The organism is Serratia sp. 4542, from assembly GCF_016805595.1.
Classification (GTDB): domain Bacteria; phylum Pseudomonadota; class Gammaproteobacteria; order Enterobacterales; family Enterobacteriaceae; genus Serratia; species Serratia nevei.
The window spans coordinates 961687-977122 of sequence record NZ_RXKV01000010.1 but is presented as its reverse complement, the minus strand read 5'-3'; the positions used below and the strand labels follow the sequence as shown (position 1 = coordinate 977122).

The window sequence follows — 15436 nt, the reverse complement described above, 5'->3', positions numbered from 1 at the left end:
GTTTATCATGTTATCCCATCCTACGCCGCAGGGCGTCCGCGGCATACTGGCCGCACTGTCTCTGAGCATGCTGCTGTCATCGCTCGGCATCAGCATCGCCAACGTCGGGCTGCCGGCGCTCGCCACCGCGTTCCATGCTTCGTTCCAGGCGGTACAGTGGGTATTGCTCTGTTATTTGCTGGCCGTCACCACCTGCATCATCGGCATCGGTCGCTTGGGCGACAGCCTTAATCGCCGCCGCCTGCTGCTGGCGGGTATCGCGCTGTTTACCGCCGCTTCGCTGGCTTGTGCGCTGGCCCCGCAGCTTTGGCTGCTGCTGGCGGCGCGCATGGCGCAGGGGCTGGGGGGCGCGGTCATGATGTCGATCGCCATGGCGCTGGCGGGCGAGGCGCTGGGCACGGAAAAAATCGGCCGCGCGATGGGGCTGCTCGGTACCATGTCGGCAGTGGGCACCGCGTTGGGGCCGTCGTTGGGCGGCGCGCTGATCGCCGGTTTCGGCTGGCGGGCGATGTTTCTGATCAATCTGCCGCTGGGCCTGCTGGCGCTGTGGCTCGCCTGGCGGTACTTGCCGGAGGGCGCGCGCCCGGCCGCGCGCCAGGAACCGTTCGATCGCGCCGGTACGCTGCTGCTGGGCGGCGCATTGCTCTGCTATTCGCTGGCGATGACCCTGGGGCGCGGCAATTTCGGCGCGCTCAACCTGGCGTTGATGCTGGGGGCCCTGTTGGCGGGGGCGCTGTTCATCGGCGTGGAGCGCCGCGCCGCATCGCCGCTGTTGGCGCCGACGATGTTCCGCCATCCGGCCCTGACGGCGGGGCTGGCGGCCAGCGCGCTGGTGATGACGGTCATGACCGCCACGCTGGTCGTCGGGCCGTTCTATCTGTCACGCGCGCTGGGGTTAAGCGCTGCGCAGGTCGGGCTGGTGATGTCGGCGGGGCCGGCGGTGGCGATCCTGACCGGCATTCCGGCCGGTTATCTGGTGGATCGTTTTGGATCGCAGCGCATCGCCCAGTTTGGGCTGGCGGCGGTGGCCGCCGGTGCGGCGTTGCTGTCGCTGCTTAGCCGCGCCGGCGTGCTCGGCTATGTGGCACCCATCGCGCTGCTGACCGCCGGCTATGCGCTGTTTCAGGTGGCCAACAACACCATGCTGATGAAGGATCTGTTTCCTGAACGGCGCGGTTTGATCGCCGGCATGGTCAATCTGGCGCGCAATCTCGGGGCGATCACCGGTGCTTCGGCGATGGGGGCGCTGTTTTATCTGGCTTCGCAGCGGGTGGTGGGAACCGCCGCTGCCGCGGCTTACGGTATGCGTGTGACCTACGGGACGGCGGCGCTGTTGGCGCTGGCGGCGTTGCTCATTGCCTTCGGCGGCCGCCGGCTGATGCTGCGTTACGACGCGCGCTGAACCGCGTAGCGTTCTTGCACGAAGCCGTTGTCCGAGGGAGTGACGGCGAGCAGGCGCAGGCGCTGCTCCGGACCATCGGTGCCGAACAAGGGAATGCCGCCGCCCAACAGCAGCGGCACGCGCGTGATAGTCAGCTCGTCGATCAACCCGGCCTGCAGGAAGCGCTGGACGGTCTGGCCGCCGTCGATATACAGGTGACGGCAGCCTTGATCGGCCAGCTGCGCCACGATGGCCGCCGGTTCGCCAGTCATCCAGCGAACGTGCCCGGTATCTTGTTGTGCGGGCGGCTGCGTCGACAGCACCACCACCGGCAGTTCGCCATAGGGCCACTCGGGAAAGGCGCGGACTTTCTCATAGGTATGGCGCCCCATCACCAGCGCGTCGATGTCGGCGATAAACGCCTCATAGCTTAGCCCGTTGAGCAATGAAACCGCGTACTCGGGCCGCAGCAGCCAGTCGATGTCGCCGTCCGCTCCGGCGATGAAGCCGTCCACGCTGGTGGCGATGTAAACCGAGCATTTCATCAGGCGAGATCTCCCCGGTAAACCACATGCACCTTGTTGCCGTCGGGATCGCGCAGGTAAGCACCGAAATAGCCTTTGCCGTAGTGCGCGCGTTCGCCGGGTTCGCCTTCGCTGCTGCCGCCCGCCAGCAGGCCGGCGGCGTAGGCGCGCTTGACCTCCAGCTCATCGGCGGCGAGAAAGGCCAGCATGCTGCCGTTGCCGGCGCTGGCGGGCTGTCTGTCGAAGGGTTGGTAGGCATAGAAACGCGGCAGCGTTTGCCCCGGCATCACCCAGCAGCGGGCGGCGGGGCCGCCGTCCGGCGTCACTTCCCGCCGCTGTAATCCCAGCGGCAACAGAATGGCGTCGTAGAATGCGGCGGCGGCGTCCAGATCGCTGACGCCGACGGTAATATGGCTGAACATGGCGCTTCCTTTCCGAAGAGGGATGAACGCATCAAACAGTAGCAGCGATGCTGCCGAATGGACAGAGCGCAACGGAGGATTCGGATTAGGGACGCGCGCAGGGGGATAGCGCGCTTCATGGTGTGCGGGGCAGGCCGCCGCTCAATTGCTCTCTACGCGCGGGTTGGCGTGAGTCGGCTGGCTGGGATAGTCCACCTGATGCTTATGCAGGTAATCGCGGATCAGCTGGCGCACCACCTGGGAAGGGGTGACGTCCTGCTGCAGGCACAGGTCTTCCAGGGCTTTTTTCTTGTCCGGGTCAATCAGCACCGTTAGCCGCGCCGTTTTCTTTTCCATCAGGATCCTCCAGAGAATGATAACTGAATGATAATACCACGTGGGCGAAGCGGCCAGCCAGACCGCGTCGCCCCCGCCTTTAGCGGAAATGCAGCCGCTCTATTTTGCGCGACAGATAGCCGAGCTCGCAGTTGAACAGTTCGCCGCTGCCGGCGGCCAGATTGCGTAGCGCGCTCAGCGGCAGCGTCACCCGGGCTAGCGTGGCGTAAATAATGACGTTGCCGCTGGGGGCGACGCAAAACAGCACGGTGTTGAATACCCGGTGCAGGCTGTGGTACAGCAGGCTATTTTCGTCGGGCAGATCGTGGTAATTCAGCACCAGCCAGCCCCCGTCGTTCAGCCTTGCGGCGCAGTTTTCCAGGAAGGTCTGGCTGCCTTGCTGCGGATCCATGGCAAACGCCGAATAGAGATCGGAGAAAATCAGATCGTAGCGCGTCTCGGCGGGCGGGCGCACGAAGTCCATGGCATCGGCGGTGCGCAGGCTGATGGTGTCGGTGGCCGGCAGCGTAAAATAACGGCGTGCGATGGCGATCACCGCGGCGCGCAGCTCGACCACGTCCAGGCGCATCGTCGGATCGAGGGCGTGCAGCGCACGCAGTAGGCTGCCGCCGCCCAACCCCAGGATCAACGCCGACGTCGGCGGCTGCCAGGCCACCGCCATCAGCATCGCTTTGATGTAGTTGTGGATCGGCTGCGCGGGGTTGCTGAGGCTCATCTTGCTCTGCTCGCAGATGCCGTCAAACCGCAGCGTGCGGTAGTCCTTGTGATCGGAAACGATGATTTCGCCCCAGGCGTCGGCTTCGCGGGCGATCACCTGGCCGCGCGGAGAGAAATCGAGGGTTCTGAGTAAGCTGTCAACCAGAGACATGGTATTCGCAGGGCTCCTTTGGCAAGCGGCCTATTTACGGGCGCACATGAAATCGGCGGTGCAAAGGCGTTGGCCGTCGATGCTGGCACGGCCGGTAAAGCGGGCGATCGCCCCGCGCCGGCGCACAAAGGCGACCTCCATCAGCACCTGATCGCCGGGGCGGGCGGCGCGATAAAAACGCGCCCGCTGGATGGCGGCGAAATAGTAATGTTCCCCTTCGTTCAGCGCCCCGAGATAGTAATGGGCCAGCAGGCCGGTGCTTTGCGCCAGCGCTTCTACCAACAGCACGCCGGGAAAACCGGCGAAGTGGGCGTGGCCGCTCCAGAACGTCGGCTCATTGGCGGTGATGTTCTTGATGGCGCTCAGCCGCCCTTCGGCAATGCAGGTGCCGGCGGGCAGCACGCGATCGACCAACAGGCAGGGATAGCGATGAGGCAAAATCGCCTGAATATCGTTGAATTGCAGGGGATGACCATTCAATGGCATGGGGGCGCGTGATCCTGTCTGCGGCGAAACCGGTGCGATGGCCGGCGTTCAGTCCATGGTGAGTGTAATAGCATTATAATAAAATTATCATCAGATGTGCCAGATGAAAGACATGATGGCGGAGAAACAGGCGCAGAATGGAGAGGAAGGAGGCACCCGATGCTGGCGATCGGGTGTGGTAGCGCGTGGTTAGTGCTTGGAACGGGTGACCTTGTCCAGATAGCCCATCACGAAAGCGGACAGCACGAAGGTGAGATGGATGATCACATACCACATCAGCTTGTTGTCCGGCACGTTCTTGGCGTCCATAAACACCCGCAGCAGGTGAATGGAAGAGATGGCGACGATGGAGGCGGCGACTTTGTTTTTCAGCGAGGTGGCGTCCATTTTGCCCAGCCAGCTCAGTTTTTCTTTCCCTTCGGTGATATCCAGCTGCGAGACGAAGTTTTCATACCCGGAGAACATCACCATGACCAACAACCCGCCCACCAGCGCCATGTCGACCAGCGACAGCAGGGTCAGGATCAGATCGGCTTCGGCGATAGAAAAAATGTTGGGCAGGACGTGCAGGATCTCCTGAAAAAACTTGATCGACAGGGCGACCAGAGCCAGTGAAAGGCCGACATAAACCGGTGCGAGCAGCCAACGGGAGGCGTACATCGTGTTTTCGAGCAAGCGTTCAATCATAAAATTTTATTAATTACGTGGCTAAAAGAGCGCTCAGTATAACGCAGGAGACCCGGGCGAAATCAACCGCGTGCCAATGGCTTGGAGAAATTTGCGAATGGACGTTCGCTGCGAACGGGTTCATGACAATGATATCGCATAGGGATAAACTGCCGCGGTCTCTTGCCTTGCTACCGTTTCGTCAATCGCTGCTCAAAACTAAGGATGGTTATATGGTCGACAATGCGTTTATCGCGAGAACGCGAGCCGTTAATGGCTGCTTTTCCATGTTTTTGCTGATGTTCCTGATTACATTTATTCCGTTGTTCATTGAGAACAGAGCCGCCTTGATGCGACAAGGGCTATTGCTACCGTTGCTGTACGGAATGGAATTTGTCGCTATCTTTTCGTTATACCTGCTCTTTTTCCGCCGTAGAGAAGGATTGGGCAAAGGCGAGGTTAAACGCAACGATTTTGCGCTGCTGCTGTTCGCGCTGTTGGTGATTCAGTTTATTTTCCCGCGCTTGATGGGCGTGGAAAAAACGGAAACCTGGGTGACGGAGCAGGTGGCATTGCCCGGCGAGATTTTGGCGCTCAATGCCGCTTTGTTGGTTTTCGTCGTCCCCGTCTATGAAGAGATCGTATTTCGCGGCTGTCTGTTTAACGCACTGATGTATTGGTTTAACGATAAGGTGATTTGGGCCGCGTTAACGGTGTCTGTCATCTTTGCCGTTTTGCATACCCAGTACACCGATTGGCGCACATTGGCAGCCCTGGTGCTCATCTCGCTGGTGTTAACGGCCGCCCGAGTAAGATCCAAAGGGATCTATTTGCCCATTGGGCTGCATATGACCATGAATGGCGTCGTGATGGCGGCCAGCTATGCGTTAAATTGAAGCTGTGCTTGCCGCCGGATGTTCAGTGCCGGGCTTTCTTCCCGTCGCTGTGGCCGAGAGAACGATCGGGGAAGCTGTGATCGCGCAGCCGCTGCTTCAGCTGCGCCGCATCGGGGAAGCCGCCGTCAATTTTGCGATCCCAAATCATCACGCCATCGACGCTGATTTGATAGACCCCGCCGGTGCCCGGCATCAGCGTGACGGAGGCGAGATCGTCGCCGAAGGTATTGAGCAGCTCTTGCGCCATCCAGCCGGCGCGCAGCAGCCAGTTGCATTGTGAACAGTAGTGGATCGTCACTGCGGGGGCATTTTTCATCGATGATCGACCGGTAGTGGTAACGGCTTGCAATCAGCCTGATGGACCTGCAAGCGATGGTGGCTTTGTCTCGCCAAATAGTCAAGCGTCTGCTGCGGCCAGAGCGGCAAGGGGGGCCGAGTGTGCGTCACGGCCGCTTGCTGCCGGCAAACCATTCAACCCCACGCAGCATGCCCGCCCAATAAAACCGGGGTAAAAACCAGGCTTTCAGCCACCAGGCCAGACGGCTGGGCTGGGTTGCGTCGAGCAGGGGAAACGTGGGCAGTAACTTACCGTCATAGCCAAACTCCGCCAGCACAACTTTGCCTTTCTCGACCGTCAACGGACAGGAACCATAGCCATCATAATGGGCCGTGAGAGGCGCGCCATGAATCAGCGCCGCGACGTTTTCCGCCACCACCACCACCTGCTTTCGGGCTGCCGCCAGGGTTTTGGCGTTTGGCGTTGAGCAACAGTCGCCTACCGCAAAAATATCCGGCCAATGCTTATGCTGCAGCGTCAATTTATCCACATCGCACCAGCCGGATCCCTCTGCGAGCCCACTTTGCGAAATAAACGCCGGGGCCGATTGAGGCGGCACCACGTGGAGCATATCGAAGGGCAGGGTTAACTCGCGTTTTCCCTCTTCATTTGTCTCTACGGCAAATGTTGCTTGCCGATTCGGGCCATCAACACGAATTAAATGATGATTGAAATTGACCTTTGCACGGTATTTTTGCAAATACTCGCTCAGCGGGGGGACAAATTGCGGAATGCCGAAAATCGCCGTGCCCGCAAGGCAGAAATTGACGTTAATATTATTCAGAATGCCTTGGCGGCGCCAGTGGTCGCATGAAAGATACAGGGCTTTTTGCGGTGCGCCGGCGCATTTTATGGGTAGTGCCGGTTGAGAAAATATCGCCTGGCCGCCTTTCATTTCCTGAACCAGTTGCCAGGTGTATTCGGCAAGATCAAAGCGATAATTAGAGGTGACGCCGTTTAATCCCAGGGTGTCTTCAAGGCCTTCTATTTTATCCCAGCGTAAAACGAGGCCGCACGCAACAATAAGAAAGTCATAGTTTATTTTCTGCCCTTGGCGAGTCTCGATGTATTTTTGACTGGGCTCGACCCTGACAACGCTATCCTGTACCCATGCGGTTCCTGCAGGCAGGACAGCGCGCAGGGAACGCCGTGTTTTATTGATATCAAAGAGCCCGCCGCCCACCAGGGTCCATGCCGGTTGATAATAATGACAGTCGTTAGGTTCCACGACCGTTATATCGATGTCTTTAATTCGCTTCCTTATGCTTGCCGCGATACCTATTCCGGATGAGCCGCCGCCAATAACAACGACGCTTTTCTGGGTATTTATTTTTTCGGGTTTCATGCAGGCCTCCTTTCATAAGAAAGTAGGGGGTTGCTGGCCAGATTAAAAGCGAATTCATAGAACTTGTGGTTATATCAAAATTCACATATTCCATTTTGATATATGTAATAACAAATCGAAATAAGTTATTTGACATTGCCAGTGAACTGATCGTTAATAAATGGCATGAGCATCATTAAGGGATTAGTGCAGTGGATTTTTTCCATTTCAGTTTTTATATCGTGATGCTGTTAGTGGTCACCGGGGGAATTGTGGGATTCCTCCTGGCCCTGACCGGCGGCGGCGGGTCAATCGTCTGCGTGCCGTTATTGCTGTATATGGTGAAAGTGCCGGATACGCATTTGATTATAGGAACCAGCGCCATGTCCGTGGCCATTAACGCGCTGATCAATCTGGCCGCGCACGCTGCCAAAGGCAACGTCAGGTGGCAGACCGGGGTTGTCGTTTCGCTGGTCGCTGTTATGGGCGCTCTGGCGGGATCTCAGATGGGAAAAATCACGGACGGGCACTACTTAACCCTGCCTTTTTCCCTGTTGATGCTGGTTGTCGCCGGATTGACGCTGAAAAGAAATCGCCTTGCCGGCACCCCCTTGCCGTCCCCCCATGCTGCCGTTCATCCCGCCATTGTATGGCCTAGCGTGCTGGCCCTGGGCGGGCTGGCGGGCTTTCTGGGCATCGGCGGCGGATTTTTGGTTGTGCCGGTGCTGGTCTGGTTTTTCCGCTTCTCGATGGTTGAAGCGGTGGCAACCTCACTGGTGGTCGTGGCGGCCATGGGGCTGTCGACCAGCGCCAGCTACGCCATGTCGGGAAAGGTCTCGATCGCGATTACGTGCTGGCTCATCGTCGGTGGCGTTCTGGGCGGCGTGGTGGGGGTGGCGCTCGCCGAGCGCCTGAAAAAACGCGAGGACATTATCAATGTGCTCTATGCCGTCATGCTCCTGGCGCTGGCCCTGTATATGTTATTTAAAAGCCTATGAAACGGAAGGAAAAAAACATGCGCATCCGCACTTACCACCCTCAGCTCTCCTTTTCGGGCGCGCCTGAAGCGAGTGATTTCAAGGCGCTGTCTCAACAGGGCTACCGCCTTATCGTCAACAATCGGCCGGACGAGGAGCCGGGGGAGTATCTTGATCATCAGCAAGAGAAAGCGTTGGCTGAACAAGGGGGGATGCGTTACGTCTATCTCCCTTACACGTTCGATACGCTGACCTGGGAGACCGTTTACACCTTCCAGTTTCTGCTGCGGCAAGGCCGGAAGACCCTGGCGCACTGCAGAAGCGGGGCTCGATCTGCCTGCCTTTCCCTGCTGTATGCGCTGCGCGAAGGTCAGATAGATGAAGCGCAGTTTCGCCGCCAATGCGACGAATACGGCGCGGACGCCGATAAGGCGCTCAGCTGGTATGGCAAGCATCGGTCCGTGCGGGCCACGGCGGAGGTTCACGCGTTTTATGAGCCGGAAAGCGGCAGCCTGCAGTATGTGGTTGCCGATCCCGAGGCGCGCCGCTGTGCGATTATCGACCCGGTGCTGGATTTTGACCGCCGATCGGGCACGGTCTCGCATCAACAGGCCAACGACATTCTGAATTTTATCCATCAACGGGGGTGGGGAGTGGCCTGGGTGTTGGATACGCACCCGCACGCCGATCATTTTTCGGCTGCCACCTGGCTGGCGCAGAAAACCGGCGCCTTCACCGGTATCGGTGAAAAAATTACCGCCGTTCAGGGGCTGTGGGAAGAGATCTATAATTTAAAAGACCTGCCTGCGGCCAAGACCGTCTGGGATGTACTGTTCGCGGACGGGGACGTCTTTTTTATCGGCAACCTGCGCGCTGAAGTCTTGCTGTCTCCCGGGCACACGCTGGCGTCCGTCACTTACCACATTGCGGATGCGGCGTTTATCCACGATACGTTCTTCATGCCGGACAGCGGTACCGCAAGGGCCGACTTTCCTGGCGGCAATGCGGAAGCCTTGTGGGACTCATTGCAGCGGATCCTGAGCCTGCCGGCGGATACCCGCCTGTTTACCGGCCATGATTACCGCCCGGCGGGGCGTGAGGCCCGTTGGGAAAGCACCGTGAGAGAGCAGCGCGAGAACAATCCCTGGGTGGTCAACATGGATAAATCCCGGTTCGTTGCGCAAAGAAAACAGCGGGACGCCACGCTGCCGCACCCGGAACTCATGCTGATGGCGCTGCAGGTCAATATTCGCGGCGGCGTTTTGCCTGACTGTGAAGACGATGGGCAACACTATCTGAAAATCCCCGTGAATCGATTTAAGGGCTGAATCAGGTCATGGTGGCGCCAGCGAACAGGCAAATCATTCGCCTGGGATCGCGACGTCTGTTAATTGTTTTTTATGAAATAATCATGCTGATTCATATTTAATTATTTGTTTTTACACAAAACACGCGGCGCTTGCCCTCACCGAATACAGTCACTACATTAACAACTGTACTTCCCATTCTGCTAAGGAAAACACCATGAAAGCTGCCGTAGTGACGAAAAACCATACCGTAGACATTCAGGATAAAGTGCTGCGCCCGCTGAAGCACGGCGAGGCGGCGTTGAAAATGGAGTGTTGCGGGGTGTGCCACACTGATTTGCACGTGAAAAACGGCGATTTCGGCGAGGTGCCGGGCATTACGTTGGGGCATGAGGGCATCGGCGTGGTCTCCGCCGTCGGTGAGGGCGTCACCTCGTTAAAAGTGGGTGACCGCGCCAGCGTCGCCTGGTTTTACCAGGGTTGCGGCCATTGCGAATACTGCGTCAGCGGCAACGAAACCCTGTGCCGTTCGGTGAAAAACGCCGGCTACAGCGTTGACGGCGGCATGGCGGAAGAGTGCATCGTGGTGGCGGACTACGCGGTGAAAGTGCCGGACGGGCTCGATTCTTTCGCCGCCAGCAGCATTACCTGCGCCGGCGTCACCACCTACAAGGCGGTGAAGATTTCCGATATCAAGCCGGGGCAGTGGATCGCCATCTACGGCCTGGGCGGGCTGGGCAACCTGGCGCTGCAGTATGCCAAGAACGTATTTAACGCCAAGGTGATCGCCATCGACGTCAACGACGGCCAGCTGGAGTTCGCCAAACAGATCGGCGCCGATCTGACCATCAACTCCAAAACGCAAAACGCGGAGGAGATCATTCAGCAGCAAACCGGCGGCGCTCACGCGGCGGTGGTGACGGCGGTGGCGAAAGCGGCCTTCAACTCGGCGGTGAATGCGGTGCGCGCCGGCGGTAAAGTGGTGGCCGTGGGGCTGCCGCCGGAGAGCATGGATCTGAGCATTCCGCGCCTGGTGCTGGACGGCATTCAGGTGGTGGGCTCGCTGGTGGGCACGCGTGAAGATCTGAAAGAGGCGTTCCAGTTCGCCGCCGAAGGCAAAGTGACGCCGAAAGTGACCAAACGGCCACTGGGCGATATCAATGCCATCTTCGACGAGATGAAGGCGGGCACCATTCGCGGTCGCATGGTGATCGATCTCGGCATGGCGAAATAAATCACGCCATCAACCATGCCAAATAAGAAGGCCACCTGCGGGTGGCCTTCTTGTTGTTACGCCCGGATCAGAACAGGCCCAGCGGTTTGGCGTCGTAGCTGACCAGCAGGTTTTTCACCTGCTGATAGTGCGACAGCGCCGCCTTGTGGGTTTCGCGCCCGATACCGGAGTTCTTGTAGCCGCCGAACGCGGCGTGCGCCGGGTACAGGTGATAGCAGTTGGTCCATACGCGGCCCGCCTTGATCGCGCGGCCCATGCGGTAGGCGCGGTTGATGTCGCGGGTCCACAGCCCGGCGCCCAGACCGAACTCGGTGTCGTTGGCCAGCGCCAGGGCTTCGGCCTCGTCTTTAAAGGTGGCGACGCCGATCACCGGCCCGAAGATCTCCTCGCGGAAGAAGCGCATGCTGTTGTTACCGGTAATCAACGTCGGCTGCAGATAGAAACCGTTTTGCAATTCATCCCCGTGCTGCGTGCGTTTGCCGCCGGCGAGGATGTTGCCGCCTTCATTCTTGGCGATGTCGATGTAGGACAGGATCTTATCGTATTGCTCCTGTGACGCCTGTGCGCCGAGCATGGTGTCGGTGTCGAAGGGGTCGCCTTGGCGGATGGTGGCGATGCGCGCGAGCACTTTCTCCATAAACTGCGGGTAGATGGATTCCTGGATCAATGCGCGTGAAGGGCAGGTGCAGACCTCGCCCTGGTTGAAGAAGCCGAGCACCAGCCCTTCAACCGCCTTGTCGATAAACTCCGGCTCCGCCTGCATGATGTCTTCAAAATAGATGTTCGGCGATTTGCCGCCCAGTTCGACGGTGCTGGGGATGATGTTTTCCGCCGCGCAGGCGAGGATATGGCGGCCGACCGGTGTGGAGCCGGTGAACGCGATCTTCTCGATGCGTTTGCTGCGCGCCAGCGCTTCGCCGGCCTCGGCGCCGAAGCCTTGCACCACGTTGAGCACGCCCGGCGGCAGCAGATCGCCGATCTCTTCCATCAGCACGCTGATGCCAAGCGGGGTCTGTTCCGCCGGTTTCAGCACCACGCAGTTACCGCCCGCCAGCGCCGGCGCCAGTTTCCAGGCGGCCATCAGCAGCGGGAAGTTCCACGGAATGATCTGGCCGACTACGCCCAGCGGCTCATAGATATGGTAGGCCACGGTGTTTTGGTCGATCTCCGCCGCGGTGCCTTCCTGCGCGCGCAGGCAGCCGGCGAAGTAGCGGAAATGGTCGACCGCCAGCGGCAGATCGGCATTCAGGGTTTCGCGAATCGGTTTGCCGTTGTCCCAGGTTTCGGTCAACGCCAGCATCTCCAGCCGCGACTCGATGCGATCGGCGATCGCCAGCAGCACGTTGGAGCGCTCCTGCACGCTGGTTTTGCCCCAGGCGTCCGCCGCCGCATGCGCCGCGTCGAGCGCCAGCTCGATGTCCTTGGCGTCGGAACGCGGGAATTCGGCGATCGGCTGGCCGGTCACCGGCGAGGTGTTGGTGAAGTAGTTGCCGGATACCGGTTCGACGAATTTGCCGCCAATGTAGTTGCCATAGCGTTTGCGGAACGAAACCAGCGAGCCAGGCAAACCGGGGTGGACATATTTCATGTGAAGCACCTCTCTGCAGATGATAACCGGCGCTATTGCGCTGCGCCTGTGAGTGCGGCATGCCGCCACAGCAGGGAGAAGCACGCCCCGTGCCAGATTGATGAATGGCGAAGATGCTCGTTAAAAGAGCTTATTTATTAGCGTGTTAAAAACGGATATGGCTTGGCGAATCGAGCGGTGCCACCGCCGGCGATGATTTTTTGTGTCCCGCGTCGCAACGCCTGATACACATCTGTGATACATATTTGCAACACTCGCGAACGGGGGAGAAACGCATGTTGCCTGACGACCGCTTGCCCACTGAGGGCGCCAGTTTGTTGACCCATCCGCTGGCGGAATCCTGGCAGCGCAGCCGGGGCTACGGCCTGGCGCGCGCCGATCAGCACATCTCGTTCATCAAAGCCGGGTTGCTCGAAGAGCGGCGCAGCCGCAACGACTGGGTGCCGCAACGGGTGCAGCCGCTGATCGAGCAGCTGGGCGCGCAAATTACGCGCCAGCCCGCCATTGTGGTCATTGCCGACGCCGACGGGCTGGTGCTGGAAACCCGCGGCAATACCGATTTTCTGCATAAGGCATCGCGCTTTGCGCTGGCGCCGGGCAACCCGTGGGGAGAAGCGGAGCGGGGCACCAACGCCATTGGCACCGCGCTGGCGCTGGGCGCGTTCTGCGAAGTGCGCGGCGACCAGCATTACCTCAACCAAAATGCCGGATTGAACTGCACCGCCGCGCCGATCTACCGGCCGGATGGCCACATTGCCGGGATATTGGATCTTTCCGCCCCCGCGCAGCGGCCGTATCGCGATGCACAGCGCCTGATCATGCAGGCGGTGCGACATATCGAACACCGCTGGGTCAGAAGCGCGATCGCCGATCGTCACTGGACGCTGCGCCTGCACGCCGACGCCGGTAGCTTGGGCAGCGCGCAGGAGCTGCTGCTGGTGTTTCACGACGAAGTGCTGGTCGCCGCCAATCGGCTGGCGATGCTGGAGTTCCAGCTTTCACCGGCCGCATTCGGCTCGGTTGAGTTCGCCCAGCTGTTCCCCGATCTGCTGCGGCAGCCCTACGGCGCACCGCACCAGACGCTGGCCGGCAATCAACGGCATTATTATTCGCTGCTCGAGGCGCCGCAGCGCCGCGTCAGCGCCCTGCGTTCGGTTCCGCCGCCGGCGGAAAGGCATGACGAACAGCATCAGAAGGCGCTGCGCATTCTCAATGCCGGTCTTTCCCTGTGCGTGACCGGCGAAACCGGCTGCGGCAAGGAGCACTTCAGCCGACGCCTGTTTCAAGAGAGCCGCTGGCGCAACGGCAACTTCGTGGCGATCAACTGCGCGGCGCTGCCTGAGCCGCTGATCGAGTCCGAGTTGTTCGGCTATGCCCCGGGGGCGTTTACCGGCGCCAACCCGAAAGGCTATATCGGCAAGATCCGCGAGGCGGACGGCGGCGTGCTGTTCCTCGATGAAATCGGCGACATGCCGGCGGGCCTGCAGACGCGGCTGCTGCGGGTGTTACAGGAAAAAACGGTCACGCCGCTCGGCAGCCGCAGCGCTTATCCGGTCGATTTCGCGCTGGTCTGCGCCACGCACCACGATCTGCATCGGCAGGTACAGGCGGGGGCATTTCGCGAGGATTTGCTGTACCGCATCCAGGAATACAGCCTGCGCATTCCGCCGCTCAGAGAGCGGGCGCAGCTGGAAGCCTTCATTTTGCAGCTGTGGCGAGAGCTGGGCGGCGAGCGGCGCGACATTCGCCTGCTGCCGGAGGCGCTGGCGATGCTGGCGCGCTACCCGTGGCCCGGCAACGTGCGGCAGCTGTTGAGTACGCTCAAGGTGTTGCTGGCGCTGGCGGACGATCATGCGGTGCTCACTCTGGACGATCTGCCGCAGTCCATCGCGGTGCTGGCGCCGCGCCAGGAGAACGACGATACCGGCCTGGAGGATCTGCAGGCGGCGATCGGCAGGGCGGGCGGCAACCTCAGCCGGGCGGCGAAGGCGCTCGGCGTTTCGCGCAGCACGCTGTACCGCAAGCTGGGAAGGCAGAAAGCGGCGGCGGAATGAAACATCATGATTGACCATCAATAGCCGGCCCCTCGATGCGGGGCCGGTTCACGCCTTAGTCTCCCAGTCCCGGCGGGTTAATCTCGGAATGGGCGATCTTCTCGTCGCTCTCCGCCCAGCGATCCAGCACCTGCAGATAGCTGCCGTTGGCGATGGCGCCGTTGAGCGATGCCTGCACCGCGTCCACCAGGCCGTTGCCTTTCTTCAGCGTGACGGCGATGTTGGCGGTTTTCGGCCAGCCGCCGGGCACGATGCCTACCAGCCGGGTTTTGCCGGTCAGCCGCGCCTGGTAAGCGCCGGAGACGTTGGGCCCGAAGGTGGCGTCGGCGCGGCCGGACTGAATGGCCAGCGTGGAGGCGGCCTTGTCGGTGACGTACACCGGCTGCAGCGGCGCCAGCCCCTTGGCGCGGTTCTCCTTGTCCCAGGCCAGCAGCACCGCTTCCTGGTTGGTGCCGGAATCGACGATGATCTTTTTACCGGCGATATCCGGCGCGGTGTTGATCTGGGTGATCTTGCTGTCGGATTTGACGTAGAAGCCCAGCGTATCCTGGCGATAGGTGGCGAAATCGAATTTGGTCTTGCGTTCGTTGGTCACGGTGATGTTGTAAACCGCGGCGTCATATTTGCCGGAGGCCACCCCCAGCGGCCAGTCTTCCCACGAGGTGGGCACCAGCTTGAGTTTCAACCCCAAACCGTCGGCCACCAGGCGCGCGATGTCCGCCTCGCTGCCGATCACCGTTTTGTTGTCGCGGGCGTACAGGCCGAACGGCGGGCCGCTGCCCAGCAGGGAAATGGCCACCGTCAGCGTGCCGGGCTCCACGAACTTGAAACCGGCGGGGATTTTGGCGACCGCCTCGGCGTTCTTCACCGTATGGATCGGCGTTTCGTTGGCGACGATATCCACCCCTGGCGCGGCTGCGGCGGAAAAGCTCAGCAACGCCGCCATCACTATCATCTTTTTGCTATCTATCATTATGTTAATTACCTTCATTATTAGGATTGTCACAGGGTCGTTGCACTATCTCTGAAGGCTAAA

16 protein-coding genes are annotated in these 15436 nt (G+C 60.2%); 6 read left to right on the top strand and 10 right to left on the bottom strand.

All coding sequences use genetic code 11. The features are described from left to right. Positions 1 to 7: 7 nt before the first annotated feature. Positions 8 to 1402 carry an MFS transporter gene (locus EKL15_RS16830; RefSeq protein ID WP_102984711.1) on the top strand — a complete coding sequence of 465 codons (1395 nt, stop codon included), beginning with the start codon at positions 8 to 10 and terminating at the stop codon, positions 1400 to 1402. Here the strand turns inward: EKL15_RS16830 and EKL15_RS16825 are convergent. From EKL15_RS16825 to EKL15_RS16800, 6 genes are all read right to left on the bottom strand, one after another. Beyond that, a complete protein-coding gene (locus EKL15_RS16825) occupies positions 1387 to 1926 on the bottom strand; it encodes a dihydrofolate reductase family protein (protein WP_180548589.1) in 540 nt (179 codons plus the stop codon). The genes EKL15_RS16830 and EKL15_RS16825 overlap by 16 nt on opposite strands. Beyond that, on the bottom strand, positions 1926 to 2327 hold the full coding sequence (locus EKL15_RS16820) for a VOC family protein (RefSeq protein ID WP_048321551.1): 402 nt from the start codon (positions 2325 to 2327) through the stop codon (positions 1926 to 1928). The genes EKL15_RS16825 and EKL15_RS16820 overlap by 1 nt, the downstream gene beginning before the upstream one ends. 141 nt (positions 2328 to 2468) lie before the next feature. Then, positions 2469 to 2663 carry a ribbon-helix-helix domain-containing protein gene (locus EKL15_RS16815; protein WP_038872997.1) on the bottom strand — a complete coding sequence of 65 codons (195 nt, stop codon included), beginning with the start codon at positions 2661 to 2663 and terminating at the stop codon, positions 2469 to 2471. A gap of 79 nt (positions 2664 to 2742) precedes the next feature. Next, on the bottom strand, positions 2743 to 3531 hold the full coding sequence (locus EKL15_RS16810) for a spermidine synthase (protein ID WP_048321552.1): 789 nt from the start codon (positions 3529 to 3531) through the stop codon (positions 2743 to 2745). 30 nt (positions 3532 to 3561) lie between these two features. Further along, complete coding sequence (fabZ, locus tag EKL15_RS16805; RefSeq protein ID WP_203089997.1) at positions 3562 to 4017, bottom strand: 3-hydroxyacyl-ACP dehydratase FabZ; 456 nt, start codon at positions 4015 to 4017, stop codon at positions 3562 to 3564. A 189-nt stretch (positions 4018 to 4206) separates the two neighbouring features. After that, positions 4207 to 4701: a TIGR00645 family protein gene (locus EKL15_RS16800; protein ID WP_033648490.1), complete on the bottom strand. Its 495-nt coding sequence runs from the start codon at positions 4699 to 4701 to the stop codon at positions 4207 to 4209. Between the two features lie 215 nt (positions 4702 to 4916). On the opposite strand from EKL15_RS16800, the gene EKL15_RS16795 reads away from it, so the two are divergent. Next, a complete protein-coding gene (locus EKL15_RS16795; RefSeq protein WP_048321554.1) occupies positions 4917 to 5579 on the top strand; it encodes a CPBP family intramembrane glutamic endopeptidase in 663 nt (220 codons plus the stop codon). 22 nt (positions 5580 to 5601) lie between these two features. Here the strand turns inward: EKL15_RS16795 and EKL15_RS16790 are convergent, their stop codons facing one another. Both EKL15_RS16790 and EKL15_RS16785 read right to left on the bottom strand, forming a co-directional pair. Next, positions 5602 to 5895 carry a SelT/SelW/SelH family protein gene (locus EKL15_RS16790; protein WP_004928553.1) on the bottom strand — a complete coding sequence of 98 codons (294 nt, stop codon included), beginning with the start codon at positions 5893 to 5895 and terminating at the stop codon, positions 5602 to 5604. 127 nt (positions 5896 to 6022) lie between these two features. Then, positions 6023 to 7261: an FAD/NAD(P)-binding oxidoreductase gene (locus tag EKL15_RS16785; protein ID WP_060439967.1), complete on the bottom strand. Its 1239-nt coding sequence runs from the start codon at positions 7259 to 7261 to the stop codon at positions 6023 to 6025. Between the two features lie 191 nt (positions 7262 to 7452). On the opposite strand from EKL15_RS16785, the gene EKL15_RS16780 reads away from it, so the two are divergent. The 3 genes from EKL15_RS16780 to adhP all read left to right on the top strand — a co-directional run bounded on the left by EKL15_RS16780 (position 7453) and on the right by adhP (position 10758). After that, positions 7453 to 8238: a sulfite exporter TauE/SafE family protein gene (locus EKL15_RS16780; protein ID WP_080440217.1), complete on the top strand. Its 786-nt coding sequence runs from the start codon at positions 7453 to 7455 to the stop codon at positions 8236 to 8238. Between the two features lie 17 nt (positions 8239 to 8255). Further along, complete coding sequence (blh, locus tag EKL15_RS16775) at positions 8256 to 9545, top strand: bifunctional sulfur transferase/dioxygenase Blh (RefSeq protein ID WP_060418973.1); 1290 nt, start codon at positions 8256 to 8258, stop codon at positions 9543 to 9545. Between the two features lie 196 nt (positions 9546 to 9741). After that, on the top strand, positions 9742 to 10758 hold the full coding sequence (gene adhP, locus EKL15_RS16770; RefSeq protein ID WP_004928541.1) for an alcohol dehydrogenase AdhP: 1017 nt from the start codon (positions 9742 to 9744) through the stop codon (positions 10756 to 10758). A 67-nt stretch (positions 10759 to 10825) separates the two neighbouring features. On the opposite strand, the gene EKL15_RS16765 is transcribed toward adhP, so the two are convergent. Next, positions 10826 to 12346 (bottom strand): aldehyde dehydrogenase family protein, encoded by a 1521-nt coding sequence (locus tag EKL15_RS16765; protein ID WP_197830466.1) that lies wholly within the window; start codon positions 12344 to 12346, stop codon positions 10826 to 10828. A 275-nt stretch (positions 12347 to 12621) separates the two neighbouring features. Here EKL15_RS16765 and EKL15_RS16760 point away from each other — a divergent pair, with 275 nt between their 5' ends. Next, positions 12622 to 14400, top strand: coding sequence for a sigma-54-dependent Fis family transcriptional regulator (locus tag EKL15_RS16760; RefSeq protein WP_089185967.1), 1779 nt, complete (start codon positions 12622 to 12624; stop codon positions 14398 to 14400). A 55-nt stretch (positions 14401 to 14455) separates the two neighbouring features. On the opposite strand, the gene EKL15_RS16755 is transcribed toward EKL15_RS16760, so the two are convergent. Further along, positions 14456 to 15373, bottom strand: a complete 918-nt coding sequence (locus tag EKL15_RS16755; protein ID WP_102779662.1) for an ABC transporter substrate-binding protein — start codon at positions 15371 to 15373, stop codon at positions 14456 to 14458. Positions 15374 to 15436 lie beyond the last annotated feature (63 nt).

Coding starts and splice junctions, on each gene's coding strand:
- EKL15_RS16830 (WP_102984711.1), top strand. CDS start 8: ATGTTATCCCATCCTACGCCGCAGGGCGTCCGCGGCATACTGGCCGCA.
- EKL15_RS16825 (WP_180548589.1), bottom strand. CDS start 1,926: ATGAAATGCTCGGTTTACATCGCCACCAGCGTGGACGGCTTCATCGCC.
- EKL15_RS16820 (WP_048321551.1), bottom strand. CDS start 2,327: ATGTTCAGCCATATTACCGTCGGCGTCAGCGATCTGGACGCCGCCGCC.
- EKL15_RS16815 (WP_038872997.1), bottom strand. CDS start 2,663: ATGGAAAAGAAAACGGCGCGGCTAACGGTGCTGATTGACCCGGACAAG.
- EKL15_RS16810 (WP_048321552.1), bottom strand. CDS start 3,531: ATGTCTCTGGTTGACAGCTTACTCAGAACCCTCGATTTCTCTCCGCGC.
- fabZ (WP_203089997.1), bottom strand. CDS start 4,017: ATGCCATTGAATGGTCATCCCCTGCAATTCAACGATATTCAGGCGATT.
- EKL15_RS16795 (WP_048321554.1), top strand. CDS start 4,917: ATGGTCGACAATGCGTTTATCGCGAGAACGCGAGCCGTTAATGGCTGC.
- EKL15_RS16790 (WP_004928553.1), bottom strand. CDS start 5,895: ATGAAAAATGCCCCCGCAGTGACGATCCACTACTGTTCACAATGCAAC.
- EKL15_RS16785 (WP_060439967.1), bottom strand. CDS start 7,261: ATGAAACCCGAAAAAATAAATACCCAGAAAAGCGTCGTTGTTATTGGC.
- blh (WP_060418973.1), top strand. CDS start 8,256: ATGCGCATCCGCACTTACCACCCTCAGCTCTCCTTTTCGGGCGCGCCT.
- adhP (WP_004928541.1), top strand. CDS start 9,742: ATGAAAGCTGCCGTAGTGACGAAAAACCATACCGTAGACATTCAGGAT.
- EKL15_RS16765 (WP_197830466.1), bottom strand. CDS start 12,346: ATGAAATATGTCCACCCCGGTTTGCCTGGCTCGCTGGTTTCGTTCCGC.
- EKL15_RS16760 (WP_089185967.1), top strand. CDS start 12,622: ATGTTGCCTGACGACCGCTTGCCCACTGAGGGCGCCAGTTTGTTGACC.
- EKL15_RS16755 (WP_102779662.1), bottom strand. CDS start 15,373: ATGATAGATAGCAAAAAGATGATAGTGATGGCGGCGTTGCTGAGCTTT.